The sequence below is a fragment of the Blautia sp. CAG:237 genome (genome assembly GCF_000436615.1).
Lineage (GTDB): Bacteria > Bacillota > Clostridia > Lachnospirales > Lachnospiraceae > Blautia_A > Blautia_A intestinihominis.
Genome location: NZ_FR886740.1, coordinates 48835 through 66490, shown reverse-complemented (window position 1 = coordinate 66490; position 17656 = coordinate 48835). Strand labels below are relative to the sequence as shown.

18 protein-coding genes and 1 pseudogene are annotated in these 17656 nt (G+C 45.6%); all 19 read right to left on the bottom strand.

Features of this window, described 5'->3' with window-relative positions; all coding sequences use genetic code 11:
* Positions 1-422: 422 nt before the first annotated feature.
* Positions 423-1082 (bottom strand): HAD family hydrolase, encoded by a 660-nt coding sequence (locus QZL69_RS08205; RefSeq protein ID WP_022214734.1) that lies wholly within the window; start codon positions 1080-1082, stop codon positions 423-425.
* Positions 1083-1125: 43 nt separating this feature from the next.
* Positions 1126-2508 (bottom strand): DNA repair protein RadA, encoded by a 1383-nt coding sequence (gene radA / locus QZL69_RS08200; RefSeq protein WP_022214733.1) that lies wholly within the window; start codon positions 2506-2508, stop codon positions 1126-1128.
* Complete coding sequence (locus tag QZL69_RS08195) at positions 2502-2915, bottom strand: hypothetical protein (protein ID WP_022214732.1); 414 nt, start codon at positions 2913-2915, stop codon at positions 2502-2504. The genes radA and QZL69_RS08195 overlap by 7 nt, the downstream gene beginning before the upstream one ends.
* Positions 2916-3023: 108 nt before the next feature.
* Positions 3024-5519: an ATP-dependent Clp protease ATP-binding subunit gene (locus QZL69_RS08190; protein ID WP_022214731.1), complete on the bottom strand. Its 2496-nt coding sequence runs from the start codon at positions 5517-5519 to the stop codon at positions 3024-3026.
* A gap of 20 nt (positions 5520-5539) precedes the next feature.
* Complete coding sequence (locus QZL69_RS08185) at positions 5540-5914, bottom strand: GntR family transcriptional regulator (RefSeq protein ID WP_022214730.1); 375 nt, start codon at positions 5912-5914, stop codon at positions 5540-5542.
* Between the two features lie 167 nt (positions 5915-6081).
* Positions 6082-6846, bottom strand: a complete 765-nt coding sequence (locus tag QZL69_RS08180) for an SseB family protein (RefSeq protein WP_022214729.1) — start codon at positions 6844-6846, stop codon at positions 6082-6084.
* Positions 6847-6857: 11 nt separating this feature from the next.
* The gene (gene purD, locus QZL69_RS08175; RefSeq protein WP_022214728.1) at positions 6858-8132 is read right to left on the bottom strand and encodes a phosphoribosylamine--glycine ligase; all 1275 of its coding nucleotides are present in this window, start codon (positions 8130-8132) and stop codon (positions 6858-6860) included.
* A gap of 23 nt (positions 8133-8155) precedes the next feature.
* The gene (gene purN, locus QZL69_RS08170; RefSeq protein ID WP_022214727.1) at positions 8156-8782 is read right to left on the bottom strand and encodes a phosphoribosylglycinamide formyltransferase; all 627 of its coding nucleotides are present in this window, start codon (positions 8780-8782) and stop codon (positions 8156-8158) included.
* The gene (purM, locus tag QZL69_RS08165; RefSeq protein ID WP_022214726.1) at positions 8776-9801 is read right to left on the bottom strand and encodes a phosphoribosylformylglycinamidine cyclo-ligase; all 1026 of its coding nucleotides are present in this window, start codon (positions 9799-9801) and stop codon (positions 8776-8778) included. Before purM ends, purN begins: the two co-directional genes overlap by 7 nt.
* 260 nt (positions 9802-10061) lie before the next feature.
* On the bottom strand, positions 10062-10562 hold the full coding sequence (gene purE, locus QZL69_RS08160; RefSeq protein ID WP_022214725.1) for a 5-(carboxyamino)imidazole ribonucleotide mutase: 501 nt from the start codon (positions 10560-10562) through the stop codon (positions 10062-10064).
* Positions 10563-10676: 114 nt separating this feature from the next.
* Positions 10677-12695, bottom strand: a complete 2019-nt coding sequence (locus tag QZL69_RS08155; protein WP_022214724.1) for an aminopeptidase — start codon at positions 12693-12695, stop codon at positions 10677-10679.
* Between the two features lie 36 nt (positions 12696-12731).
* On the bottom strand, positions 12732-13319 hold the full coding sequence (locus QZL69_RS08150) for an HD domain-containing protein (protein ID WP_291518977.1): 588 nt from the start codon (positions 13317-13319) through the stop codon (positions 12732-12734).
* A gap of 9 nt (positions 13320-13328) precedes the next feature.
* Positions 13329-13643 carry a DUF6142 family protein gene (locus QZL69_RS08145; protein ID WP_022214722.1) on the bottom strand — a complete coding sequence of 105 codons (315 nt, stop codon included), beginning with the start codon at positions 13641-13643 and terminating at the stop codon, positions 13329-13331.
* Positions 13627-14103 carry a VanZ family protein gene (locus tag QZL69_RS08140; RefSeq protein ID WP_022214721.1) on the bottom strand — a complete coding sequence of 159 codons (477 nt, stop codon included), beginning with the start codon at positions 14101-14103 and terminating at the stop codon, positions 13627-13629. Before QZL69_RS08140 ends, QZL69_RS08145 begins: the two co-directional genes overlap by 17 nt.
* Positions 14104-14138: 35 nt before the next feature.
* The gene (locus QZL69_RS08135; protein ID WP_173905107.1) at positions 14139-14291 is read right to left on the bottom strand and encodes a hypothetical protein; all 153 of its coding nucleotides are present in this window, start codon (positions 14289-14291) and stop codon (positions 14139-14141) included.
* A gap of 39 nt (positions 14292-14330) precedes the next feature.
* Positions 14331-15011, bottom strand: coding sequence for an orotate phosphoribosyltransferase (gene pyrE / locus QZL69_RS08130; RefSeq protein ID WP_022214719.1), 681 nt, complete (start codon positions 15009-15011; stop codon positions 14331-14333).
* Between the two features lie 111 nt (positions 15012-15122).
* On the bottom strand, positions 15123-15911 hold the full coding sequence (locus tag QZL69_RS08125) for a hypothetical protein (protein ID WP_022214718.1): 789 nt from the start codon (positions 15909-15911) through the stop codon (positions 15123-15125).
* Between the two features lie 101 nt (positions 15912-16012).
* The gene (locus tag QZL69_RS08120; RefSeq protein ID WP_291518985.1) at positions 16013-17338 is read right to left on the bottom strand and encodes an MATE family efflux transporter; all 1326 of its coding nucleotides are present in this window, start codon (positions 17336-17338) and stop codon (positions 16013-16015) included.
* 120 nt (positions 17339-17458) lie between these two features.
* A pseudogene (locus QZL69_RS08115) lies at positions 17459-17656 on the bottom strand (dihydroorotate dehydrogenase); the annotation flags it as partial.

Here is a 17656-nt window from a genome sequence, read left to right as displayed (position 1 = left end):
CAAACTCTCTGATAAAATGTTTGATTCCGGTCAGACAACACTTGGCTATCTTCCCGTTTTACTGTTATAAAAAGTTCATTCTTTCGAATCTATTCATTAAGAATTTTCGAGAATCGTATGTGTTTCACTGTTTAGTTATCAAGGTTCTTTTGTTTTGCTCTCTTGCGACAGCTCATCTAGATTATCACATTCATCAGCGCTTGTCAAGTACTTTTTTCATTTTCTTTCCGAAGCTTTTATGATGTTTGCGCGTCGCTCTCAGGCGACTTGTCTACTCTATCACATCTTCATTTCCTTGTCAACAACTTTTTTCGCATTTTTCAAAACTTTTAAAATTGTTCAAGTTGTTTATTCAGAAGAAACAATTCTTCGTGACAGCTCAGTTAGAATACCACTATAAAACCAATCTGTCAACACCTTTTTTAGATTTTTTTGCAATTTTTGTCGATGTACTGCTGAACTTCATGTAAAGAAGGTAAGATGCTGTCTGCCAGCTCCTCCATTTCTTCTGTTGGAGCTGCCTGATCCGGCACCATGATCGGGTGCATTCCGGCTCTTTTGGCGGATCTTATTCCATTGTAGGAGTCCTCGATCGCATAGCAGTCCTCAGGCCGCTCCTGAAGGCGTCTGCAGGCTTCCAGATAGATGTCTGGCTCCGGTTTGCTCCGACTGACCATATCCCCGCATACGATCTCATCGAAATAGGAAAGCAAGCCTCCTTCCTCGAGTTCTCTCGTCACAAGATCTCTTCTTGTGGAGGAAGCTACCGCTGTCTTTATATTTTCTCTGCGGAGATATTCCAAGAGTTCCCGGATCCCCGGTTTCTTCGGAAGCTTCCCTCCTGCTGCATTTGCGTGGAAAAGATCTGACATTTCTTTTTTGTATTTGTCATATGGAAAATCCTGTCCATAACGCTCGAAAAAAATTTCTCTGGTCACTGTAGCATTGATTCCCAGGCATGCCCTGCAGGTTTCCTCTATATCTGCGACTCCATATTTCTCTGCCACAACCTTCCACATACGGAACACAAGCGTCTCTGAGTCAAAAATAACTCCATCCATATCAAATACAACTGCCTTCATCTTTTCCCCCTTGGTATTTATTTCGTTACTGTTCACAGCAACTTTATTTCTGCATGATAAAACGTATCGCATCCTGAATCCAGGAAACGTATACCAGTTTGATCCCTTTGATCTTCTCTGTAGCTGACCTGCATACTTCCGGCAGGATCACTGTTTCAAAACCGAGTTTCTTCGCTTCTGCGACACGCTGTCCTGCCATGCTCACAGCACGCACTTCTCCACTCAGACCAATTTCGCCAAATGCGATCACAGAATCCGGTATGACGATATCCTTACAGCTTGAAACGACTGCCAGTGAAATCCCGAGATCGATCGCCGGCTCTGTCATCTTCATTCCACCTGCAATATTGACATAGGCATCGCAGGCTGCCAGATGGATGCCGACTTTTTTCTCCAGAACTGCCATCAGAAGGTTTACTCTGTTAAAGTCTGTTCCCACTGCTGTTCTTCTCGGAATTCCGAAATTGCTCTGGCATACCAATGCCTGTATCTCCACCAGGATCGGCCGTGTTCCTTCCATAGAACATGCCACGATCGACCCGGAAGTGTCGCTGGGCTTTCCATTCAGCATAAATTCTGACGGATTCTTAACTTCCTCAAGTCCTGTGCTTCGCATTTCGAATACACCGATCTCATTGGTAGAACCGAAACGGTTCTTGACTGCACGCAGGATCCGATAGGAAGCATGTCTGTCTCCCTCAAAGTAAAGCACGGTATCTACCATATGCTCCAGCACACGGGGACCTGCCACGTTTCCTTCTTTGGTCACATGACCTACGATAAAGATCGATACGCCCTGTCCCTTGGCAATCTGCATCAGGATATTGGTGGACTCTCTTACCTGAGAAACACTTCCCGGTGCAGAACTGATATCCTCATGAAACATAGTCTGTATGGAATCGATCACAACGGTATCCGGCTTCTTGCTCTCGATCACTTCGCGGATCGTTTCCAGATTTGTCTCACACAGAAGCTGCAGCTTCTCATTAAATTCTCCGATTCGTTCTGCGCGGAGCTTGATCTGGCGCAGGGATTCCTCTCCTGAAATATACAGTACATTGCTTCCTGATAGTGCAAGATTCCGGCACACCTGTAAAAGAAGGGTGGATTTTCCGATTCCCGGATCTCCACCCACTAAAACAAGAGAGCCGGGGACGATCCCGCCCCCGAGCACTCTGTCAAGCTCGCCAATCTTTGTCAGCCGCCGTTCATCCTCTGACAGTGAAATGTCCTTCAGACGAACTGGTTCCGGACGCTTCCCCGGATTCTGAAAGGAACTGCTACCGGATGAAGAAGATTTCTTCGTGGAAACCGTCTCCTCTACGAAAGTATTCCATGCCTTACAGCCCGGACACTGTCCCATCCATTTGGAGGATTCATATCCGCATTCCTGACAAAAATAAACAGTCTTTTTATTTTTTAGCATTTTTTGATCTCAACATGTACGGCTTTGTCGCCTCCCAGTTCTGCACTGAAAGAAAGCTTACCGCCAAGGTTTGTTTTCATTTTGCCTGCATCTGCGCCATCGATGGAGATATCATATTCTGTATCTGCTTCCATCTCTACGGTGATCTGTGCATCCTCAGTTCCTTCTACGTCAAAACTCATGCTGGAGCCGTCCTGTTTCAGAGAAAATACAGCAGTTCCCGGTACGGATTCATATACAAACATGCCATTTCTCTCGAGTTTGGTGATCTCTTTGAATGTTTTTACCTTGTACATATCTCCCTGATGTGCGAAATCTGATACCTTGGATTTCTGTGGCAATTCATAATTGCCAAAGCTGATGCTCTGATTCTCTTCTGTACGGATCAGTTCCTTTACTACTGCCATAACCAATGTCCTCCCTAAGACTTTTCTGTTGTGTTTTCGACACCTGTGGATTGCTCCTTAGTGTCTTTTTATTATAACATTGACCACTTTTTTTGACCAGTATCCTGTTTAAGATTTTATAGCTTTTTTAGATTTTGGTTTCTTCTCATCTTCTGAAAGTGGAGTAAAACGGATCTCTTTCTGATGAAGCTGGATCCGGACGGTATCTCCTCTTTTGATGGTTCCTTCGAGAAGTGCATTTGCCATCGGATCTTCCAGTTTTGTCTGGATAGCTCTTCTTAATGGTCTGGCCCCATATTTGCTGTCAAAACCTGCTTCTGCAAGGAAATCCCTGACAGATTCTGTGATCTTAAGCTGGATATCAAGCTGTTCTTTACAGCGTTTTTCCAGTGTTTTGAGCATGATGTTGACAATCTTTTTGATGTGTGTCTTGTTCAGTGGATGGAATACCATGATCTCGTCAATACGGTTCAAAAACTCCGGTTTGAACAGACGGCGGACTTCTTCCATAACACCAGATTTCATGCGTTCATAATCCTGCTTCTCATCATTGTTGGAAAGGAAGCCAAGCTTCTTCGGCTCAATGATCGCCTGCGCACCAGCATTGGATGTCATAATGATGATCGTCTGCTTGAAGTCCACTTTTCGTCCATGTGCATCTGTGATATGTCCATCATCCAGAACCTGAAGAAGAATATTAAACACATCCGGATGTGCCTTTTCAATCTCATCAAACAGAAGCACACTGTATGGATTTCTGCGTACTTTTTCGCTGAGCTGCCCGCCCTCATCGTATCCTACATATCCCGGAGGTGATCCGATCAGTTTGGATACGCTGTGTTTCTCCATGTACTCAGACATATCAACACGGATCATTGCCTGCTCACTTCCAAATACGGCCTCTGCCAGCGCTTTGGAAAGTTCGGTCTTACCTACACCGGTAGGTCCAAGGAAAAGGAAGGAACCGATCGGGCGGTTTGGATCTTTGAGACCGACACGGCCTCGTTTGACTGCCTGTGCGACTGCCTTTACTGCTTCTTCCTGACCGATCACACGTTTATGAAGTTCTTTCTCAAGACGTGCAAGACGTTTCGTTTCACCCTCTGTAAGACGCTGTACCGGGATCTTGGTCCAGTCGGAAATGATGTCTGCCACAGATGCCTCTGTCACAGATATTTTCTTTCTTTTGTTTCTGCGTTCTTCTTTTTCTTTATATTTGGAAATTTCTGTTTCTATTTCACGCTGGCGCGCCTGAAGTTCTTTTGCCAGGGAAAGATCTGCCTGCTTGACAGCTTTTTCCTTATCTTTCTGGATCTCGTGGAGTTCCAGTTCCATGGCATCTACTTCCGGTGCCATGCGGTAGCCGCCGAGACGTACTTTGGAAGCTGCCTCGTCGATAATATCGATGGCCTTATCCGGCAGAAAACGGTCATTGATGTAACGTTCGGACATTTTTACTGCTGCTTCAAGTGCACTGTCCTCGATCACCACGCCATGATGCTTCTCATAATACGGGCGCAGTCCCTTAAGGATCTCGATGGTTTCTTCCTCTGACGGTTCTTCTACTGTCACTGGCTGGAAACGTCTCTCCAGAGCGGCATCTTTCTCAATGTATTTCCTGTATTCCTCCAGGGTCGTTGCTCCGATCAGCTGGATCTCGCCTCTGGAAAGAGATGGTTTCAGAATGTTGGAAGCATCCAATGCTCCCTCTGCACCGCCCGCGCCAATGATCGTATGCAGCTCATCAATAAAAAGAAGAATTCCCTGATTGCTGCGTACTTCATTGATCACATTTCGGATTCTTTCCTCGAATTCTCCACGATATTTGCTTCCTGCCACCATTCCGGACAGATCAAGGACTACGACTCTCTTGTTTTTGACAGACTCCGGAACCATGCTGGAAATGATCCTCTGTGCAAGCCCTTCTACGATTGCAGTCTTTCCGACGCCTGGCTCACCTACCAGACATGGGTTGTTTTTTGTTCTTCTGCTTAATATCTGGATCAGGCGGGCAATCTCTTTGTCCCTGCCTACTACCGGATCCAGGTTTCCATCTGCTGCCATTGCCGTCAGATCACGGCTGTACTGATCCAGCGTCGGTGTTGTGGATCCCTGTTTTCCCTTCTGGTTCTTTGGCATCTGTAATTCTTCCGGAATTGCATTTGTATCAATCCCTGCTGCCGCGAGAACTGCGCTGTATAATTTCTGGATATTTACACCCATGGTATACAGAAGTCTGGTTCCTACACAGTCTGTCTCCTTGAGCATTGCCAAAAGCAGATGCTCTGTTCCTGCCAGATCTTCCTTCTGCTTCTCAGCTTCTTTGACTGCCTGTTCTCTGACTTTCTGTGCTCTTGGACTGTAGCCGGCGGATTTTTCTGCTACAGGCACTCCGGATGGTGCGATCAATTTCGTGATCAGGGATTCCAGTTTTTCCCTGTCTACGCCAAATTCTTCCAAAATCTTACCTGCAGTTCCTTCCTGTTCATCAAGAAGTCCTACCAGTATATGTTCTGTCCCAATATATGAATGTTTCCAGGACCGGGCTGTACTTTCCGCAAGTTTCAGTGCTGCCTTTGCCTGTCTGGTAAATTTCTCCTGCATTCCTGCCTCCTCTTTTTATGCTATTCTATTCCATATTCGTCAAAAATCTCATCGATCAGATCGTGAACTTCTGCTCTGGAAATATTTTTGCAGTATCCTCTTGCGAGGGCTACCATGAGATTCTGTTTCATTTCTTCCAGTGCCTTCATCTTGTCCACATCAATCGCAATGATCGCGCCACGGCGGCGGTCGATCGTTACAAAGCCTTCCTGCCGAAGCAGGGAATATGCCTTGTTCACAGTATGCATATTAATGCCGATGGTATCTGCAAGCTGTCGCACAGAAGGAAGCGGATCTCCCTCCTGAAGCCTGGATGTGGCAATTCCCATGATGATCTGATTCATCAACTGCACATAAATAGCCTCATCACTGTTAAAGTCTATTTCAATGACCATAATCCTCAGCCCCTTATCTTTCATAATAACATCATGTTATACATATGGTAGCACATAATCTGGATTTTGCAAGTATAATTTTATAAAGTTTATCCTGTCTAATCCCCGCGTAAAAAGATATAAAAAACAGACAGCCCGAAGACTGCCTGTTTCTTATGCTTATATTTTTAACCAATTATTTTTTTGAGCTGGTCTCTGTTGAGAACAAGATTGAATCCCATAGGGTTGATAACCAGTGATTCTGCCTGCTCGATCAGGATATTTGGAAGTTTGTTAAATGGTACTTTGGCAATACGAAGTTTCTTTCCTTTTGCGAATTTCTCAAATTCCATAACATCGGAGAATACCGGCTGAAGGATCTTACCTTCTTTGTTCTTGAGGTAAGGAATGTTTATCTTGTCCGGCTCATCTCCCTTGCGCTGCATTGCAACAAGAAAATCTGATTTTCTTAAGTTTACGATCACTTCTTCTTCCAGTGCTCTTAAGTTCTTGTGCTCTTCCTGAGGTACCGGACGGCGAAGTTCCTGCATGAAGTAGATTCCGGAAAGCTGCAGTGTCGGATTGATCAGCGGACGCTTCTGCGGCTCTACTTTGCTGAGATCCGGCTTTCTTACGATTCTTTCAAGATCGATCTCCATCTGCTCACCGCCATCATTCCACATGATCGTGTTTACACCGATAGAGAATAACAGACCGTACATCTTAGGGAAATCTTTCTTTTCGTAACGCATTCCCATAAGGAGAACTTTTTCTTCGATTTTCTTTTTGCCAAATTCTTTGATTGCTTCTTCCTCTGTGAAAAACCATGCCTGGTCGTTGAATGATTCTTCCCCACAGGTTACATAAGGAAGCTTCGTAGTCTGAGAGTATGCTACAAAAATATTCTCCCTTCCCTGAATTTCCTTAATTGTTTCTTCTACACTTGTTCCCATATTTTGTCCTTTCAGGCCTCGTCAATAGCCTTTCCTATGTCGTGGCGCATATATTTATTTGCAAACTGGATCCAGTCTGTTGCCTCGTAAGCATTCTTACGGGCTTCCTTAAGATCCTTTCCAGTTGCAGTGATTCCAAGGACACGGCCGCCGTTGGTAACGATCTCGCCATCCTTGAATTTGGTTCCTGCATGGAAGCAGTAATAGCCTTCTTTGTCCTTGAAGTTCTCAAATCCATGCATTGGAATTCCTTTTTCGTATTTTACCGGATATCCATCACTTGCCAGAACGACACAGACAGCTGCATTATCCTCAAACTCAAGATCTACCTGATCCAGAGTTCCATTTACGCAAGCTTCCATCACTTCGATGATGTCTGTCTTCATTCTCGGAAGAACAACCTGTGCTTCCGGGTCACCAAAACGTGCATTGTACTCCAGGACCTTCGGTCCGTCGGCTGTCAGCATCAGTCCAAAGAAAATGATTCCTGTAAATGGACGTCCCTCTGCTGCCATCGCATCAACCGTTGCCTGGTAGATATGCTCCTTACAGAACTTATCCACTTCCTCTGTATAAAACGGGCTCGGTGAAAAAGTACCCATACCGCCTGTGTTCAGTCCCTGATCTCCGTCTTTGGCACGCTTATGATCCTGTGCGGATGTCATCGGACGGATCGTCTTGCCATCCACAAAGGAAAGGACAGACACTTCACGTCCTGTCATAAATTCCTCGATGACCATTGTATTTCCTGCACTGCCGAACTTCTTGTCCTCCATGATCTCCTTAACTCCGGCTTCTGCTTCTTCCAGAGTATTGCAGATCAGAACACCCTTACCGAGTGCAAGCCCGTCTGCCTTGAGCACGATCGGGAATTTGACCTGTGTATGTAAATAATCCAGTGCTTTCTGTGGATCGTCAAAGTTTTCGTATCCCGCTGTCGGAATTCCATATTTTTTCATGAGGTCTTTGGAAAATGCCTTGGATCCCTCCAGGATCGCTGCGTTCTTGCGAGGTCCGAACACCTTGAGTCCGCGTGCCTCGAACACATCGACAACACCGCCAACCAGTGGGTCATCCATTCCGATAATTGTAAGATCAACAGAATTCTTCTCTGCAAAATCAGCAAGTTTCTCAAATTCCATTGCTCCGATGTCTACACACTCCGCATATTCAGAAATTCCTGCATTTCCCGGTGCGCAGTAGATCTTGTCTACCTTCGGGCTCTTGGCCACGCTCCAGGCAATTGCATGTTCTCTTCCGCCGCTTCCAACAATTAATACTTTCATATCTTTCGCTCCTCTGCAGAAAATCAATTATTGATGATAACTTTACCGTCCTGTACGGATACTTTGCCATTGGCGATCAGATCGATCGCAGCCGGCAGTATCTTCCATTCAGCCTCTTCCATAACACGTCTCTGAAGTACTTCCGGGGTATCTCCCTGGTGTACCTCTACCGCCTTCTGAAGAATGATAGGACCGGTATCTGTACCCGTATCTACAAAATGAACCGTCGCACCGGTCACCCTGACGCCTCTGGAAAGGACACCTTCATGGACATGAAGTCCATAATATCCTGTTCCACAAAAAGACGGGATCAGTGACGGATGGATATTGATGATCCGATTTGGATATGCTTCCACGATCATCGACGGCACTGCCACCAGAAATCCGGCAAGCACAACAAGATCTACCTGGTTCTCCTGAAGCTCTGCCAGAAGTGCCTTATGAAATTCTTTTCTGTCTGCATAGTCCTTCGGAGAAATGCATCTGGCAGGGATTCCCTTGTTCTCCGCTCTCTTGAGGGCATACGCACCCTTGTTGTTGCTGATCACGAGACCAACCTCTGCATTGGTGATCACACCTGCATCGATTGCGTCCATGATCGCCTGGAGATTTGTACCGCCTCCGGATACCAGAACACCCAGTTTTAACATAAGGTCACTCCCTTTTCGCCAGCCTCAATGCGGCCTACTACATAAGGAGTATCTCCTTCTTTGCGGATTGCTTCCATCGTCTTGTCTACATCCTCAGGAGCTACTGCGAGGACCATTCCAAGACCCATGTTAAATGTATTATACATCATTTTCTCTTCGATGTTACCTTTTTTTGCAAGAAGTTTAAAAATTGGAAGAACCGGATAGCTGTCCCTCTCTACAACTGCATGTGTGCCTTCTTTGAGCATACGCGGAATATTTTCGTAGAAGCCGCCGCCTGTGATATGGCTGCATGCATGGATTCTCACGCCTGCATCGCGGATGCTCTTGAGTGCTTTGACATAAATCCTGGTCGGAGCGATCAGTGCTTCACCAAGTGTTGTTCCCAGTTCATCATAGTAAGTGTCAAGAGATTCTCTTGTCATCTCGAATACTTTGCGGACAAGAGAGAATCCGTTGCTGTGGACACCGGTAGAAGCCATACCGATCAGCACATCTCCAGGATTCAGTTCTTCTCCTGTGAGAAGATCCTTCTTGTCGATCACACCTACTGCAAATCCGGCAAGATCGTACTCATCTTCCGGCATAAGTCCAGGATGCTCTGCTGTCTCTCCACCGATCAGTGCCGCACCAGACTGTACACAGCCCTCTGCCACGCCGCTTACAATCTCAGCGATCTTCTCCGGATAGTTCTTACCGCATGCAATGTAATCCAGGAAAAACAGCGGCTCTGCGCCTGCACATGCAATGTCATTTACACACATGGCAACTGCATCGATTCCTATGGTATCATGTTTGTCCATGATCATGGCAAGTTTTACCTTGGTTCCGCATCCGTCTGTACCGGATACCAGTGTAGGTTCCTCCATGTTCTTAAATGCGCTCATGGAAAAAGCTCCGGAAAATCCGCCGATTCCTCCCAGTACCTCCGGTCTCATGGTTTTTGCGATATGTTTCTTCATCAGTTCAACTGACTTGTAGCCTGCTTCGATATCAACACCTGCGTTCTTGTAATCCATAGTTCCTGCTGCTAAAACATATACCAACAAGTATATGCTTAGATGAATAGCTACACTCTCACGATTTGTAGTTACTGCTTCACCGTGTATGCTTTTGTGATTATCAAATAATTCACTACTTACAAGTTCCTGTACACTCCACAGTCGTAAATTCCCGACAAGCCATCGGTACACACCTATTGTTATAGGTCTTCATCTAAAATAGCTTTTCCTTTCTTAAGATTTTAATATTATGCCACTTGGTTTTCGTGGCCGTATATTTAATAAGCCTGATATCCAACTTCCTGAAGGCGGGCATCCTTTGCTTCTACCTGTTCCTTCAGTTCCTGGCTGTATGCTTTCAGTTTCTCAAGAAGTTCCGGATCTGAAGTAGCCAGTATCTTGGCTGCCAGCAGTCCTGCATTTGCCCCTCCGTTGATTGCAACTGTTGCAACCGGGATTCCGGATGGCATCTGTACGATAGAATACAGTGAATCACGTCCTCCCAGAGAAGTGGTATGCATTGGAATACCGATCACAGGCATCGGGAAAATCGCTGCGCACATTCCCGGAAGATGTGCTGCCATTCCTGCACCTGCAATAATTACTTTGAATCCTCTTTCTTCTGCACTTCTTGCATATTCAAAGAACACGTCCGGTTCTCTGTGTGCAGAGATGATCTTCATTTCGTACTCAACGCCCAGCTTGTCAAGAATTGCTGCCGCTTTGCTCATAACCGGCATATCTGAGTCGCTTCCCATTACAATTCCAACTTTTTTCATTGGTGGCCTCCTTTTTTTCTATCCCAGGTTGATTCTACTAAGATTCTAAATTTGTGTCAACATAATTCCGGAAAAGAAATATTTAGATACGCAAACTCTTTTTGTATATAAAGTTTACTCTTCAAAAGGTTTATTGAGTTCTTCTGTACCAGGAAGTACAAAACATCCGTTCTCGATGATCGGAGTGCTTTCGCCTTCTTCGTCGATCACGCTGATATTTCCAAGTTCCTCATATGGAATGGTAATATCGGTGTGGCAGCCATAATATGCCATGCTGATATCTTCTTTACGCAGCGCGGAGATCTCGTTGTCGCGGGCAATAATCTCTCTTCCGTCCGGGTTAAATACCGGAGTATCTTCTGCCCAGCTGTAGCAGGTGTCGCCCACTGCAAAATGCGGTCCCATCTTTTCTGCAATCAGGATCGGAAGTTTGTCCGCGATGCCGTATTTCTCAGCAGCAACGTAGGCTGTCGTGTTGGTACCGATCGCAAATTCACCCATCGGGATCTTGGCGTGATGGAACAGGATATTGTCCTCGATATACGCGCGGTTCTCTTCTTCTGTCTCAAAGTTTGAGCAGGTATAATCGATGACCTGTCCGCAGTCAAATACCAGTTTGAGATCACGGAACTGCAGACCATTTAAATATACTTTCTTGACATGAAGGATTCCGCCTGTTCCTGCAAGTACCGGAGATGTAAATACTTCTCCTACCGGAATGTTCACATCCGCTACACAGTTTTCGAAATTCGTCTGCTTCTTCACATCTTCGAGATCATGCAGGTGGATGATAAGGTCCGTCTCATTGTCGCCGCGTCCCTTGACTTCTACCCACTGGCAGGTGTCCAGAGTCTCAATGATCGTCTGCTGGATCCGCTCATATAATTTGTAATCCAGAGTGTTGATCTTGACGATCTCTGCAAAGATCTCCGGGAACTTCTCTCCGATCTCAGGAATCGGATAAGCAATGATCGTGAAGCTTCTCTCATCTCCCTTGATATAGCGGTTGACGATCTGTCCGGATTCATTGTCAAGTTCCACCTGCTGCTTCTGCTGTGTCTCGGAAAGTGTCCACGCCTCAGCCTTGGTCTCCGGTGCAAACGGTTCCTCTCCAAAAGTCTCAATGCATGCCGGACCGCCGTGTACTGCTGCCAGTTCCTTATAATTCTCGTAAGCATTCTGCATGGAGCGCAGTTTCCGCTGTACAAAATCACTGTCGAGGAAAAGTGCCTGGTCCTGCCTGTGATCATACTCATACTGCGGGTTTGCAACGCCGCCGGTAAAGCCGATTCTTGCATTTCCCCGCTTGTTGACTACATGTGTCGCATGACGGTAGATGACAGGTTCCAGTCCCATTGCACGGAATTTCAGGATCGCAGATCTTACCATTCTCTCAAATCCGAGATTATAGCGGATGTTGACTGTTTTTTTCCTGGTAATGTCTTTTCTTCCGTTGATAAAGCCGATGCGATATCCTTCTGTATAGGTTTCTGCCATGCTGTCGATCTGTTCCTGGGAAAGGCTGTTCAGAAATTCTGCCACACCTCTCTCATTTGCAGAAACATATTCTCCATAAGCGTAGAGATATTTAAGATCTGAAAGATCAGAATCCATGATAATACGGACTGCAAAATCGAGTTGTGGGTCAACGGCCTCCGCGATTCTCTGTTCCATCAGATCCTGGCAGTAGTCATTCACATAGGAGCGTAGAATATCCTCCACGGTCTTCACTGCCGGAAGTTCGCTGTCCTCAAAGGCAGCATAGATTTCCAGAAAAAGCTCTGCAGCGATGGTATAATCCCACCATTTTTTCTCATATGCATATGCGATCGTACCGCGGAGTTCTGCATACAGGAAACAAAACGCCTTGCCGTATTCGCCCAGTTTCACTGCTGCGTAGGAAGGATTTCCATAGCAGGTCCCATAGTTTTCCGGAAAAAGTTCTTCGTAGAGTTCTCTGTTTTCCTGTGCGAGTTCTTCTTCTGTCAGTTCTTCCTTTTCTCTCTCGAGAATAGCCGCCGTCTTTGTCAAAAAAGCGGCTGTCTTTTTGAAAAAGTCCTCAAAATCTGGCTGTGCTGTCTTTTCTATACAGATCTCACTGATCCGGTCTTTTGCCAGATGATAACGTTCCATCAGTAATTCGTCCAAATTCGTCTTCCTTTCTGTTTCTTATTTATCGATCACATGTCCGAGTTCGACATGTTTGTCTATTAATTTCTGCATATACTTCCAGATTTCCCTGGAACCTTCTGAAGTATGCTCATTTCGTTTGTAGATCTGGCTTTTGCGGACACCGTGTTCTGCCCAGCTTCTGCCATTGGAAGCATCGTTCAGAAGAAGCGGCTGGCAGTTATCAAGCACGTGTGCAAATTTGGCGTCTGCACTCTCATATGTCTCAAATTCGTCCCAGAGGTCCCGGAACCATCTGCCCTGATCTTCCGGAAGCATTCCAAAAATGCGGTCTGCCGCCTTTGTTTCCCGTTCCACTTTAGTCTGCGCGCCTGCTTCATCATATGCGTAGGTGTCGCCCGCATCGATCTCAACCAGATCGTGGATCAGCACCATCGGTACAACTTTCTTAAGGTCTACTTCCTCGTTGGAATATTCGCTGAGAAGAACTGCCATCAGTGCCAGATGCCAGGAATGTTCTGCATCGTCTTCCTTACGACTTGCATCTGACAGATAGGTCTGCCGGATGATCTGCTTTACTTTGTCCACCTCAACGATAAAATCCATCTGTTTCTGTAAACGTTCCATATCCATCTCTTATACTCCCATCAAAAAAAAGACCAGCCATCCTACTGTGATCACTCCGTTCAGGATCGATCCCACAACGCTGGTCCGATGCATGCACTCTTCATCAGAAAAGCTCATAAGTCCCATCACAAAGCCGTAAGCAGAAAGCAGCACTGCAAACAGACAGAGCCCGCCTACGATAAAACCAAATTTCCCCTGTGCTATATAAGCCACGGCCACTGCCGCTACAAACAGAAGGAGGGAAGCAATCGCCAGCCCCACTGACAGCTTCCCCTTACCTGGTTCCTTTTTCTTTATGATCGCATATCTATATCTTCTTGCCATAACGTTTTCTCCTCAGGTAATTACAAACGGCAAAAGCCAGATACCCCAGTGCCGCTCCCAGTGTGTTCAGGATCAGATCATCCACATCGAAACATCCGACCTTCGTAATAAGCTGGATCGTCTCCACGACGAGGCTGAGTCCGAATCCTGACAAAATGATAAAAAATCCGCTGCGGCACTTCCTTGCTATGACCGGAAGAATAAATCCGTAGGGAACAAATCCAATCACATTCCCGAACAGATTTGTAACAACCGCAAACACCCCGAGCTGCTCTCTGTAGGTCCAGAACCGCCTGATCTCCACGAACGGGATCAGGTTGTACCGGTATACTCTTTCTTCTGCTGCGACCCTTCCATATTCCTCTGAAAAGAAAAGGAAATAGATCAGCAGCAGAATGTATAAGACAAACAGCATAGTCCCCAGATGTTTAATCCTGCGCTTTGCACTGTTTTTTGACATATTATATTATCCTAACCTTATACCGCCTCCGGTTCTTAGATCAAAATGTCGCCTTTTCTTTTGAGAAGGCGTGCGCCGCTGACGATCATGAGGATTCCTGCGGCAACTCCGGTAACAAGAGTGACGATCCCGACTGCAACGCTGCAGCCTCCTGTTCTCGCCATTGTTTTGTAGATTTTTTCGTTCAACTTCATTCCTCCTGAATATCCTTCTGACAGCAGACTCTTTTATTTTGCGCCGTACTGTGCGTAATATGCATCGATTGCTTTCTTGAGGTCGTCGTTGATGATGATCTCTCCTTTGTATTCTTTATTATAGAGATGTTCGATGACTTCTTCCATTGTTACGATGGCATTTGTCTCAAATCCGTACAGATCATGAACTTCTTCGAGTGCACACTTCACGCCGCCCTTGCCGACTTCCATACGGTCAAGAGATACCATGAGTCCGATGATCTCTACGTTTGCTGCTCCTCTTACCTTCGGAACAGTTTCTTCCATGGATTTACCGGAAGTTGTTACGTCCTCGATCATTACAACACGGTCGCCGTCCTGAAGTTTGCTTCCAAGGAAGCTTCCCTTATCTGCGCCGTGATCCTTCTCTTCCTTACGGTCAGAGCAGTAGCGGATCTCTTTACCGTATAATTCGCTGAAAGCGATCGCTGTTACTACGCTGAGCGGAATTCCCTTGTAAGCCGGTCCGAACAGCACATCAAAGTCATCACCGTATTTGTCATGGATCGCTTTTGCATAGTATTCTCCGAGTTTCTTAAGCTGAGAACCTGTCACATATGCACCTGCGTTCATAAAAAACGGAGACTTTCTTCCGCTCTTGAGTGTGAATTCTCCAAATTTCAGTACATGGCTGTCTACCATAAATTCAATAAATTCCTGCTTGTATGCTTCCATGATTCATTCCTCCATATTAACTGTTCATACTTATCAATTGTTGAATGTCATTTTATTTTATCATACTTTTGTTCAAATAACAAACTGTTTACTCCATTCACTGCCGCCTGATCAGATACGTTTCACATATACTCTGTTTGGTTTGTAATTCGGGCGACCACCTCTGCCGCTGAGATTGTAGTCCATTCCACAATACCAGTCGATCCTGCCGGTTGCTTTTGCCCAGTTTGCATCATAAACTCTCCCGTTTACTTCTGCCCATCCATGTCCACCAGATGAAACTGCATATGATGTATACCCTACTGCATCAGCCAGGTATGCAAATGCACATCCAAATCCGAAGCAGTCACCTCTTCTTCTGCTAAGCACCCTGCTGCCATAGTAAATATCCCAGTTTGAACCTCCGGCAAAATCTCCACCGTCTCCATAATTATAATTTACAATATAGCGGAAACATGCTCTTAATTTCTGTGGTTTTGTCATTCTGTTATTGGTAATTCCATCTACGATCTGGTTTGCCCTGACCATAAGATTCAATTTCTGAAGCTGTGTCCTGTTATAAGATGCGCTGCCATCCTTTCTTATCTGAATCCCGTTAATTCTGGCAGAAGTTCTCATGTAACCAGCCCCGCCATTTATCTGTCCGAAGAAATAATATTTCTGTCCGACCTTACGCCATCCAGTACGCAGGATTCCTCTTGAATCCATATAATATTTCCTGCCCTTTACAGTTATTATTCCTTTCGCTTTTACACCTTTGGAATTAAAATAACTGATATTTCCATTCTGTGCCTTTACAAATTGATTTCTGTAACTCACTGCCGCTTCCGTATTTCTCGCCGGCAGAAAACAGATGCACAGTGCCAGAAGCACAAATACAAATATTCTTTTCCCTTTCATAAAACCCTCCTTATCTTCAAAATAATCTGATAAGTTTATTGTCACATAAAACCTGGTATTTGTCTATAAATAAATCTGCCTGATTTTTGATTTTACGCTGCCTACTCTGCCTTTGTGCTGTATTTTTTCATAGTATAAAAATAATACGGAATCAGCGGGATCAGTGCTGCGATCCATGCTGCCGGGTCTGCGAGGCAGACTCCGGCAAAAGTTGTATGGCCTGCGACTAATACAACGATCAGGGTTCTTGCGACCAGTTCAAAAACACCTCCGAGCATCGGAACAAGTCCGTATCCCATTCCCTGCAGGGCATTTCGGAATACGAAGATCATGTCCAGGAATGGATACGCCCAGAATACCGTGTGGAAATAAGTCACAGACACCTGGATCACCTCTGTCTCGGACGGATTGATAAACAGGTAGGTGAAATATTTTCCTCCGAAATACACAAGAATCATCTGGATCACGCTCCAGACAAGAAGCATGATGCAGGAATATCTCACACCCTGTTTTACGCGGTCCATACGGTCTGCTCCACGATTCTGTCCGACATAAGTCGCGATCGTCGCACCCATGGAAACAGCCACCATGCCGATGACATTCTGGATCTTTCCTGCCGCAGAAAATCCTGCCATGTGGGTAGCCCCGTAAACATTTACCGCACTCTGTACGATAATGGTTCCGATCGCTGTGATAGAAAACTGAAGTCCCATCGGGATTCCAAGGATCAGAAGCTTACTCATGCTGCCTTTGCGCAATTCAAAGTTTTTCTTCTCCAGATGAAGGATCGGATATTTTTTCTTGATATAAACCAGACAGCAGACTGCCGAGACTCCCTGCGCGATCACAGTTGCATACGCGCAGCCTTCTACGCCCATTCCCACAAAACGGATCAGGACAACATCAAGGATCACATTGATTCCTGCGGAAATGATCAGGAAATACAACGGGGATTTGGAATCACCCAGCGCACGCAGGAACGCCGCAAGTGTATTATATGCCGCTGTCACAAGAAGTCCTGCGTAGATGATCCCCATATATCCTGCGACATCCCCCATCAGATCTGCCGGTGAATTCATCAGTTTCAGGATCGGTACATTGAATACCAGGAATCCAACCGTCATCGCTGCCGCAAATCCAAACATCAGATAGATGGACATCGCTACGAAATGTCTCATATCATCATATTTCTTAGCTCCAAACATCTGTGCCACAATGATTCCGAATCCACTGCTGAGGCCATTCAGCCATCCGGTCACAAAGAACATCAGCGAACCGGTACTTCCGATCGCTGCAAGTGCATCTACACCGATAAACTGTCCGGCAACGATCGAATCCACAATGTTATAAAACTGCTGAAAAATATTTCCCAGGAACATCGGGATCATAAACATAATGATCAGTTTGATCGGATTCCCTGTTGTCATGTCATTTGTTCGATTTTTTTCCACTTTTACTCCTCTCCCACAAAAAGCAAGAAAAAGCACTGTGCTCTTTCCTGCCATTTTGTGATCTTACATTTACTTATTACTATGCTTTGATACTTTTTATTTTACTGCTCCGATGAGCTCGTGGATATCCTCCACATGCTGTGCTTCCATAAATTTCTCAATCCCCTCTGCAATCTCAACAGTCGCATACGGATTGAAGAAGTTTGCAGTTCCCACAGATACTGCTGTCGCACCTGCCATGATAAATTCCAGTGCATCCTCTGCTGTTGCGATTCCGCCCATTCCGATGATCGG

What these genes read in the sequence shown, in the direction of transcription:
- purE (WP_022214725.1), bottom strand. Translation starts at nt 10,562, where the DNA reads ATGAAAAAAGTTGGAATTGTAATGGGAAGCGACTCAGATATGCCGGTT.
- QZL69_RS08195 (WP_022214732.1), bottom strand. Translation starts at nt 2,915, where the DNA reads ATGGCAGTAGTAAAGGAACTGATCCGTACAGAAGAGAATCAGAGCATC.
- pyrE (WP_022214719.1), bottom strand. Translation starts at nt 15,011, where the DNA reads ATGGAAGCATACAAGCAGGAATTTATTGAATTTATGGTAGACAGCCAT.
- QZL69_RS08120 (WP_291518985.1), bottom strand. Translation starts at nt 17,338, where the DNA reads ATGACAACAGGGAATCCGATCAAACTGATCATTATGTTTATGATCCCG.
- radA (WP_022214733.1), bottom strand. Translation starts at nt 2,508, where the DNA reads ATGCTAAAAAATAAAAAGACTGTTTATTTTTGTCAGGAATGCGGATAT.
- QZL69_RS08125 (WP_022214718.1), bottom strand. Translation starts at nt 15,911, where the DNA reads ATGAAAGGGAAAAGAATATTTGTATTTGTGCTTCTGGCACTGTGCATC.
- purD (WP_022214728.1), bottom strand. Translation starts at nt 8,132, where the DNA reads ATGAAAGTATTAATTGTTGGAAGCGGCGGAAGAGAACATGCAATTGCC.
- QZL69_RS08145 (WP_022214722.1), bottom strand. Translation starts at nt 13,643, where the DNA reads ATGGCAAGAAGATATAGATATGCGATCATAAAGAAAAAGGAACCAGGT.
- QZL69_RS08140 (WP_022214721.1), bottom strand. Translation starts at nt 14,103, where the DNA reads ATGTCAAAAAACAGTGCAAAGCGCAGGATTAAACATCTGGGGACTATG.
- QZL69_RS08180 (WP_022214729.1), bottom strand. Translation starts at nt 6,846, where the DNA reads ATGGGAACAAGTGTAGAAGAAACAATTAAGGAAATTCAGGGAAGGGAG.
- purM (WP_022214726.1), bottom strand. Translation starts at nt 9,801, where the DNA reads ATGGATTACAAGAACGCAGGTGTTGATATCGAAGCAGGCTACAAGTCA.
- QZL69_RS08185 (WP_022214730.1), bottom strand. Translation starts at nt 5,914, where the DNA reads ATGGTCATTGAAATAGACTTTAACAGTGATGAGGCTATTTATGTGCAG.
- QZL69_RS08205 (WP_022214734.1), bottom strand. Translation starts at nt 1,082, where the DNA reads ATGAAGGCAGTTGTATTTGATATGGATGGAGTTATTTTTGACTCAGAG.
- purN (WP_022214727.1), bottom strand. Translation starts at nt 8,782, where the DNA reads ATGTTAAAACTGGGTGTTCTGGTATCCGGAGGCGGTACAAATCTCCAG.
- QZL69_RS08150 (WP_291518977.1), bottom strand. Translation starts at nt 13,319, where the DNA reads ATGGAACGTTTACAGAAACAGATGGATTTTATCGTTGAGGTGGACAAA.
- QZL69_RS08155 (WP_022214724.1), bottom strand. Translation starts at nt 12,695, where the DNA reads ATGGAACGTTATCATCTGGCAAAAGACCGGATCAGTGAGATCTGTATA.
- QZL69_RS08190 (WP_022214731.1), bottom strand. Translation starts at nt 5,519, where the DNA reads ATGCAGGAGAAATTTACCAGACAGGCAAAGGCAGCACTGAAACTTGCG.